The sequence below is a fragment of the Bacillus cereus group sp. Bce019 genome (genome assembly GCF_051781745.1).
Taxonomy (GTDB): Bacteria; Bacillota; Bacilli; order Bacillales; family Bacillaceae_G; genus Bacillus_A; species Bacillus_A cereus.
Map to the genome: position 1 here is coordinate 1 of NZ_JBPWJX010000074.1, position 339 is coordinate 339.

The following is a 339-nucleotide window of genomic DNA, read 5'->3' on the forward strand; positions in this document are numbered from 1 at the left end:
TACGGCTCAAACAAAAAGTGGAAAAAGCGGTATGGTTATCATAAGCGCTCTCTATCAGAGACAGCCACGCATCGAGTGAAACAGTTGTTTGAGCCGTAGAGCTTCTGACAACCTACCGCCAAATTGCGAGGATGTCCTTGCTCCCAGAAAGCTGCCCCTTCTCGTGGCGGGATGAGCGGAACTGCTCGCTTGATTCGTATAGCTTCATGGCAGCTTCTTGTGTCATAAGCTCCATCACCTGATACTTCAATGATTTTACGACGTGTCTGCTTAAGTAAGTTGGGAAGCACTTCAGCATCGGTTACGTTAGAGAAACTCAGTTCTGCTGCGACTATTTCG

The 339-nt window shown here is 47.8% G+C and carries 1 pseudogene; it reads right to left on the reverse strand.

The annotated features are described in order from the left end of the window. Positions 1-86: 86 nt before the first annotated feature. Positions 87-339: pseudogene (locus ACS2QP_RS27490) on the reverse strand (transposase); the annotation flags it as partial.